This is a genomic window from Methanocalculus sp. (assembly GCF_030651615.1).
Taxonomy (GTDB): Archaea; Halobacteriota; Methanomicrobia; order Methanomicrobiales; family Methanocorpusculaceae; genus Methanocalculus.
In genome coordinates, this window is record NZ_JAUSCG010000226.1 from 1 (window position 1) to 8,531 (window position 8,531).

8 protein-coding genes are annotated in these 8,531 nt (G+C 52.0%); 2 read left to right on the plus strand and 6 right to left on the minus strand.

Going from position 1 to position 8,531, the window contains the following annotated elements; all coding sequences use genetic code 11:
- Positions 1-520: class I SAM-dependent methyltransferase (locus Q7V06_RS09500; protein ID WP_304840928.1), on the plus strand; the 520-nt coding region annotated here is incomplete at its 5' end.
- 128 nt (positions 521-648) lie between these two features.
- Positions 649-2,199: a transporter substrate-binding domain-containing protein gene (locus Q7V06_RS09505; RefSeq protein ID WP_304840930.1), complete on the plus strand. Its 1,551-nt coding sequence runs from the start codon at positions 649-651 to the stop codon at positions 2,197-2,199.
- Between the two features lie 60 nt (positions 2,200-2,259).
- Here the strand turns inward: Q7V06_RS09505 and Q7V06_RS09510 are convergent, their stop codons facing one another.
- The 6 genes from Q7V06_RS09510 to dcd all read right to left on the minus strand — a co-directional run bounded on the left by Q7V06_RS09510 (position 2,260) and on the right by dcd (position 8,378).
- A complete protein-coding gene (locus Q7V06_RS09510; protein WP_304840932.1) occupies positions 2,260-2,997 on the minus strand; it encodes a PP2C family serine/threonine-protein phosphatase in 738 nt (245 codons plus the stop codon).
- Positions 2,998-3,067: 70 nt separating this feature from the next.
- Complete coding sequence (locus tag Q7V06_RS09515; protein ID WP_304840934.1) at positions 3,068-3,514, minus strand: ribonuclease III domain-containing protein; 447 nt, start codon at positions 3,512-3,514, stop codon at positions 3,068-3,070.
- Complete coding sequence (gene mmp10, locus Q7V06_RS09520; RefSeq protein WP_304840936.1) at positions 3,511-4,743, minus strand: methyl coenzyme M reductase-arginine methyltransferase Mmp10; 1,233 nt, start codon at positions 4,741-4,743, stop codon at positions 3,511-3,513. Before mmp10 ends, Q7V06_RS09515 begins: the two co-directional genes overlap by 4 nt.
- Positions 4,744-4,772: 29 nt before the next feature.
- Positions 4,773-5,930: a DUF362 domain-containing protein gene (locus Q7V06_RS09525; protein WP_304840938.1), complete on the minus strand. Its 1,158-nt coding sequence runs from the start codon at positions 5,928-5,930 to the stop codon at positions 4,773-4,775.
- A 9-nt stretch (positions 5,931-5,939) separates the two neighbouring features.
- Positions 5,940-7,766 carry a threonine--tRNA ligase gene (locus tag Q7V06_RS09530; protein ID WP_304840940.1) on the minus strand — a complete coding sequence of 609 codons (1,827 nt, stop codon included), beginning with the start codon at positions 7,764-7,766 and terminating at the stop codon, positions 5,940-5,942.
- 54 nt (positions 7,767-7,820) lie between these two features.
- On the minus strand, positions 7,821-8,378 hold the full coding sequence (gene dcd, locus Q7V06_RS09535; protein ID WP_304840942.1) for a dCTP deaminase: 558 nt from the start codon (positions 8,376-8,378) through the stop codon (positions 7,821-7,823).
- Positions 8,379-8,531: the final 153 nt, after the last annotated feature.

An 8,531-nucleotide genomic window follows, 5' to 3' on the forward strand; every position in this document is an offset into this window, starting at 1 on the left:
CGACCAATTACCGGGCGCACTGGTGCTTGATCTTGGGTGCGGAAATGGCAAGCACCTCATGACAATGAAGTCGAGAGGGTGGACGGTTGTTGGGATCGATAGCGCAGAGGAGGCTGTCAGGATCTGTAAAGAAAGAGAAGACCTGATTGTCGGGGATGCATGCTCACTCCCATTCAATAATTGTACATTTGATGCGGTCATCGGGATCCACATCCTCGGTCATCTTCCGGAAGGGCTCCGCCCACTCCTGATACATGAAGTCTGGAGGGTGTTACGAGAGGACGGAGCCTTCCACTGCACCGTCTTCTCAAGGAAAGATATGCGATGCGGAAAAGGGAGAGAAATCGAACCTTTCACTTTCAGCAGACGGGAGATCATCACCCATTACTTCACCGAAAAGGAGCTCTCTGATCTGAAAGGACCTTTTAAAGACCTTTCAATTGCACGAGATTGTCACACTATCCGTCTCTCAGGGGAGTGGTACACGCGTGAGCAGATCACCTGTACTTTCAGGAGGTAGCCGGATCCCAATAATCTCAGATAGGAACCGATATCAGTCTTATAAAAAATTGATATTTAGATTTTAATCATAATTTTATACTGCAATTAACAATACTTATCTACGATCCCCTTTCATCCATTTATTGAATGGGTACATCGATGAGAGGATTTCTGCTAACCATCGCAATCACACTGATCATATGCCTCCTTATGACATCGGCTGGGTGTGTCGGAAGAGATATAACTACCGGTCCCCCGGCAGATTCCGGGCTCAGAATCGTGACAGAGGAGAACCCACCATACAATTACCTGGGAACCGACGGTGAGGCAGCCGGCCAGTCAACCGAGGTGGTGCGTGAGATCCTGAAAAGACAGCACCAGACCAGTTTAATTGAGGTTCTCACCTGGAGTGAGGGGTATGCAATCGCACTGAGTACACCAGACGTCATACTCTTCTCAACAGCAAAGACTCCCGAGCGTGAATCACTCTTCTCATGGGTCGGACCAGTTGGAAAACTCGGGTTTGTCTTCTACGCAGGAACCGGATCAAAAATCGATATCTCGGGCTTGGATGAGATTTTGGACCACTACACCGTTGGTGTTGTCAGGGATGACTGGAGGCATCAGTACCTTGACAGACTGGGATTTGAGAAACTCATACTTGTAACTGATGATACCGAGGCGATCAGAGGCGTGATGAACGGTGAGATCGATCTCTGGTTTGGGAGCAGCGATACGGTTATACCCCACTGCCTCGCAGCCGGAGTTGACCCTGCATCTCTTGAACCCGTCTATACCCTCCGCGAAGTAGAACTCTTCATCGCCTTCAGTGAAGGCACTCCTGAGTCGACAGTAAAAAAATGGCAGGCGACCCTTGACGCAATGAAGAAGGACGGGACATTTGAGGAGATTGTCATTCGGGAACAGGATGTCATCTACTCACGGCCAGCAGGCCTCAGCGGAGTTGGAAAGGAGGCACTTGCCCTCCTCGTCTCAAAGGCTGATGCACGCTTTTCGGGAACCGCAAAGACACTTCATCTCCTTGCTTCCACATCAGATCTCAGGTCAGGGAACCGGGAAGTTATCCAGCCGGTTCTCGCAAGCCTCAGGGCAAATGACCCGCAGACCAACTTCGTGTATGTCTCTTCGGATGGTACATGGTACCTTCAGGGTGATTCAGCACCACGTGCCGATACCGGGAATCGACCCTATCTATCAACACTCCTGAAAGGAACATCAATATATGGCCTTGTGATAACGGATCCGGTAACCGGTCGTGAGGCTGCGGTGGTGGCAGTTCCGGTCACCAGTGGTAATGAGGTCATAGGAGCTCTGGAAGCCTTAATCGACCTTACAACGCTATCACATACTTTCAATAACGAACTTGCTCTCTCCGACACTGCGTACTTCTCAGCATTAACTGAAGAGGGGATCATCGCATTACAGACCCATCCTGAGAAGATAGGCCAGACGATACCTACCGGAGCCGATTCATATTCGGAAGCAGCCAGAACAGCGTTACGTGATACAACAGGGGAAGTGGGATATGAAGTAGACGGCAGGTACTACCAGGCAGCATTCCAGGCATCATCGATCACCGGATGGCGGTTCATTATTGCAGAACAGAGCAGTCCTCCTATCCCACCAAAAACTCATGCCGAAGAAGAACTTGAGGCTCTCCTCGAGTTACATGATTAATTTTTTCAGATAAGAACAGAAGACCATCTTCAGTCTGGTCCCTTGCTCTCTCTGCTTCGATCAGACCGGATGGCGGTAAATAACAGCGGTTGCATTATCTTTTGTGAGCCTGAGTACACGCTGCATCAACCGGCGCAGAATAACTGCCGGCTCAAGCCTGAGTGATTCAGAGACGATGGTCTGTTCATCAAGGTATTCATAAAAACCATCTGTTGCCAGAAGGAGGACGTCACCAGGATGAAGGGAACTGATCGTTGATGTCACAGTAAAATCGCCTCCAATGCTCTGTGTGATATATGAGCGCAGCGGATGGTGACTCACCTCACATGGGTCCAGAAGCCCACGCTCTACCATGTCGGCAATAAGAGAATGATCACGGGTGACAGAGACGATTCTGCCGGATAGGTGATATGCCCGTGAATCCCCCGTATGGGCTATGATTGCAGTGCCACGCCTGATAAGAGCTGCGACAAGCGTCGTCCCCATCCCTGTCGCATCTCCAACGGCAGCTGTTTGGACCGCCTGATCGGCCGCAGTAAAACCCTCCCTGATAATCCTGTGGCACTCGTCTGTCCTGAGTCCGCCGGTATAGTTCTCTGAGATAAAATCCCCAAGCGTTGAGATGGCAAGTGATGATGCACGGTCTCCTGCCCTCTGGCCCCCGATACCATCTGCAACTGCAATCAGGTATCCATCAGAGAGCGGGAGTATTGTATAGGAATCTTCATTAACCGGTCTGCCGCCCCGGCATGTTATTCCTGCAATCTCATTTCCGATCGTTACCATCCGTCCGATCATACAAGCCACCTCCTGCCCCTTGTAAAAGCAGCAGAGTCTATGGTACAGTTAGTTCGCAGGCAGGGTTACTTCAATCTTTCTTATTTGATAGTATCCCTGAGGCGTAGAGCACCTTTTTTACATCATTTATCCCGGAATCAAGATAGAGTGCGCCGATCAACGCCTCGTAACACTCAGCCAGCACCCGTCCCGACGTCCAGATCCCCTGGGTCTTCTCCCCTTTACCCCATCTGACATATAATGCGAGATCAAGGGATTCAGCAGCCATCCTGAGGCGAAGCATATTCACAGCATTCACTTTTATGTTCGTTATCACACCTTTATCGAACTCACCCGCAGCAATGACCTCTTCAATGACGGCAAGTTCGATTGCGGCATCACCGAGGACGGCAAAAGCATCCATATGTCGGCTATTTGGCAGTCCTGCCTCACGGGCATAGGCTGATCTGGTGAGAGCACGGGTGAGAAGAGACGGATCAGAGAATGTATACCCGATCGCCTCTTCAAGCGGGATCATTCTCCACCATACAGATTAATCAACCTGATCAGATCCGAAAAACCTGATAGTTCCATCTCAAGCACCCCTTCACGGGTCATCCCCATGCTCGTCTCTGCATCTGCGGTCAGGGTTTCAGGACCTCTCACAACCCGTCTGATCGTCCCGTCTGCTGAGAGGATGGACTCGGCTTCCGGAAGGAAGACAAACGCCCTTCCCGGAATGATCACCGTATCTGCAAGAGTGCGTAGATCAAGTTCCAGAAGATCATCCGCTGTGATCAGGCATGCAATCTCCTTTGAGACGCCCCTGACATCGGCTGCTCCACAGCCGGAGAGGATCGCCTTCAGAAACGGAGCGGCAACGCTGCCGGTAACGACTGTTGCCGATCCTTTCATCCGCGGGAGTTTCGCAATCAGGTCCGGCTCCGACATAATTGCAAACGGAGAGCCTATCTCCGGGTCAAAGAGCGGGGTTCCTGAGACCTTCATCGAAAACTTCGAAGCAACCGAGCCTACCATATCTGCAAATTCTCTGACCGTCTGGACGGGATGATCGGGAATGATCGGGGCATTTCCAAGGATAAGACCCTGTTCTTTCGCATTTGCAAACCGCATCAGGATATGGCCTTTCACACCACGGTCCTCAAGCCACCGGCAGGTCTCTTCGAGGACAGAGCCGTCATTGACTCCGGGCAGGATCACCGATGCGGCATACACGTCGATCTCTTCTGCAAGCCTCTCAAGAATTGCAAGGGATGCCTCGGGGGTTGGATCATGCATGTATTGTCTTCTGAGTGCCGGATCGGATGCAAAGACGGTGAATGAGATCTCAGAAAGGCCGGAATTGATGAGAGTATCGGCAATTGCGGGGTCATCAAAACCATTCCCGCTCGTATAGCCGATATGGAGGGGTGCTTCAAGGCTTGCGAGGAGTTCGATGAGATCGGTAAACTCCGGGTAGCAGCTTGGATCTCCTCCCCCACTGATCGTAATCCGGGTGATATCGCCGCGAATCGACTGAATATCTGCAAGTACTGAATCTGCAACTTCACGGAGGGGCTTAAATCCCGCGTACTCCTCTTTTACACCACGATTACAGTAATCACACCCTTTCAGAAAAGGGAGACAGTAACGGCAGCCAAACGCGAGGGTATCCCGATCTTTTCTATGCCGGAAATAACAGTATGAACAGAAACCCCGGCAGTCGAGCCCCGGGCGACCACCGATGTCAACCGTCAGATGAACCATTCAGTAGCGTTTGGTTCCGAAGGATATAACTACTGCCGCCTTCCGAAGAGGAGGCGGGAAAAGAGGCCCTCTTTGATCTGAATTGCCTTCTCCTCACAGGACTCATGGCAGCAGTAGCACCGGATGCAGCGTCCGAGATCGATCTCTGCCCTTCGATTTCGAAGTGTTGCCGCTTCAGCCGGACAGATCCGAACACATGCGCCGCATCCGATGCATCTGGATTCAACCACCTCCGGATAGGGGGCGAGAAAACGGGCAGATCTCTGGAGCCGGGCAAGAGCTTTCCGGGTGATCTTCATCCGAAGCCCTGCGGGTCGTGCAGTATCAGGGAGACGGAATGGCAGCACCTTAAGAGATGAAGGGTCATCACCACGGATCTCCGGATCAGAGTTGATATATCCCCGTGACCTCGCAGCCATCAGTGTCGGGACGATCTCAGGTGGTATCCCGATTGTCCGGCAGGCAACAAGATCGAGTGCATGGGGGTCCCTTGATGCAAGGATCAGACCTATCTGCCTTGGGTTTCCTGAGAGGGGACCGTTTCCTTCCATGCCGATGACAGCATCCATCAGATGGAGGACGGGGATAACTGCCCCATGCAGGTCAAGGAGCATCTCAGAGAAATCATCCGCATCCGGGAACCGTGAGTGGAAGAGGGACTTTTCATGGCCCGGTATGATGCCAAAGAGGTTCTTGACCGCGCCGGTATATGTCGTTAAAAGGTGGGTCTTCGGCTTTGAGAGTGAAATTATCGCATCAGCTGAAACTGCCGGGGAGATGATCAGAAACCGTTTCACCAGATGACCATTGGGAGATGCAACCGTTGTATGAGAGATATCCTCATTCAGGGTGACACCCGGGATGGCACAGAGAGGAGGAAAACCGGATCGTTCATACGCTTTTCTGAGGGATGAGACAGTATACCGGGTACCGGCACCCGGGCTGTCTCCTATCACCACGCGGCATCCATACTCGGTCAAAAGTCGTGCAACCGCAGAGATGACCGCCGGATGGGTGGTAACCGCACGCTCAGGGGCAGCTCCGGCAAGAAGGTTTGGCTTGATGAGCACCGTCATTGTGGGCTGCACAAATGAACTGATCCCTCCAAGGAGATCAACTGCCCGTGATACTGCCTCCTCAGCCTCATCATACGTGCTGCAGATGACAGATGAGACAGGTGCGGGCATAAAAAAAGGTTAGATATATCGCGGCTTCATTGAAAGGAGCCGCTGGGTGTAGAGTGGACGATAGGGCATGCCATTTGTCTCTGAACGGACGACCGAGATGAGATCGAAGATAGTCAGCTGCTCCTTGAACGGCTTCTTCGGATCAGACTTTGACCTGATCGTCACTGTCAGGACTCCGGATTCCTCCTCCTGATCTCCGATGACGACGACGAAAGGAACCCAGTCCATGCCTGCTTCACGTATCTTTTTACCGACCGATTCTTCGCGATCGTCAAGATCCACTCTGATATCTGCTTTGCTCAGCGCATCAGCAACCTTCTCTGCATAGGGAAGATTCCTGCTTGAAACCGGAAGAACCCGGATCTGTGTTGGTGCAAGCCAGACCGGGAATGATGGTACACTCATTCGAGCGGTTCCCTCCAGCATGGCGCAGATAACACGCTCGATTGAACCAGTTGGCGAACAGTGAAGGATTGGTGGGCGGATCACATTGCCTTCACGATCGATATAGGAGATATCGAACCGTTGTGCACTCTCGACATCAATCTGGACGGTCGGGTTCTCGATCGGCCTGCCCTGGCTGTCGATTGCCGCCAGATCAATCTTTGCCACCCAATAGTGGACACGATCTGAGAGGATCTCAATTAAGAGAGGGCGACCTGAGAGGCTCACAACCTTCTGAACCCAGTCTGCATGCTCACGGTAGAAGTCCTGTGTACATCGGAATGCCCCTTCGAGCGGGGTGCCGAGGTCTTCACCGCTCTTCCAACCCATCTGGAGCTGCTCTTCAAAGCAGGAGAGCGCATTTTCCATATCTTTTGTCAGGGTATGCATATCCGGCATCGTGAATGTCCGGAGACGCTTCAGGCCGATCACTTCACCCTTCTGCTCATGCCTGAAGGAGTACGTCGAGAGCTCGTACATCTTCATCGGGAGATTATTGGGGGATATATGCATATCGTGCATAATCGAGAACATCCCAAAACATGCAGCAAACCTGAGCATCATGTTCCGGTTATTTGACTTGAACCGGTACTGCCGCTCGCCAAACTTCGCTGCATGCTCATAGATAGCGGGATCGCCGAGATCATACATCACCGGTGTCTCAACCGGAGACCCACCATAGGCAAGGACGGTCCGGAGACAGTAGTCTCCGAGGAGATCACGGATCAGTTTCCCGCGTGGCATCCACCTGAGGTTTCCAACATCCGATCTCGCCTCGTAATCGACGAGTTCCTTGGCCCTCATCAACTCCACATGGATCGGATCGCCCCCGACGGCGACTGCTGATCCGGTCTCTTTCGCAATTAACCGGCCGAAGTTTGAGTCGTCCATATACTCGCTGATATCCTTCTTCTCACCTTCAGGGGTGAGGACAAACCATTCACGGGTAATCTCCGCTTTCTTCGGGGCATCTGATCCTCCCGGAAGGATAGTCCGGGAAAGCTCGGAGAGCGGATGCCCTTTGCAGGAGAGCTTGAATGACTTATACCATCCAAATGGTGCCCTTTTGACCTCGATCCTGTCTGAGATCGCTTCTTCAAGAGCTTTCAGTGCAAGAACCGCCTGTTTTGGAGAGGCGAGATCGTTTGAGAGGTGGGCATAGGGATAGATCATCACCCGCGCCGCCCCCACCTTCTCAGCAGTCGAGAGGATCTCGGCTGCCGCCTGTGAGACGACATCCTGAATATCCTCTTCATCGACCGACTCTACTGCACAGAATGCGGTGATAGCGTCACTAAGGGAGTCTTTCTCGATGATCCCCTCTTCTGCCATCGCCGTTTTCTTCTGTGCTTCATACTCAATAAAATCCGAATGTATCAGAAGAAGCCGCATTATTAAACCATCCCAAATCCAGTACGTATGCGTATTAATGAGTTATATAACAATTCAGTCCCGCCTCTTATTGCCTGAATAACGGGAGAGCGTAGCCTGTCGTTGATCCATATATTTGGCATCGGGTTTTTTGTCATAGGGGCATGCCGCGCGCTCAGTCGTATAGAAGACAAGTTGTCCTATCGGCATTCCTGCATAGACTCTGACCGGCCGGACGTTGACGTTGCACATCTCAAGGGTGATAGTCCCACGAAAACCCGCATCGATCCAGCCTCCGGTCTGATGGAGTTCGACACCGAAACGGGCGATACTGCTCTTCCCCTCAATAGAAGCGACGATGTTGTCGGGAAGACCGATCACTTCCATCGTCTCTGCAAGGACGAACATGCCCGGCTGAATATCAAAATATTCCGAGACAACCTCATCGGTCTCCGATTCGATGCTCTTTTTATCATACGGATCGATGACACGATCGCTTCCCCGATACCAGACAAAATGGTTGCCAAGCCGGATATCAAGTGAGTTTGGCTGAACCAATGCCGGATCGAAGGGATCGATCATAATGTGGCCGTGATTAATGCGGTCGGTGATCTGCCAGTCAACAAGGATCATTACTGTCAGATAGCACCTGATCAGACTTATCTCCTTCTGGATGATCCAGATGCCACTCAGTCCTTCTCAGGAGGCCATGGACTGTACTCGCCTCACGGGCGGTGAGGAGGGTCCTTCCAAGGAGTCGCCGGATCAGGAGGAGTGTCGTAGCAC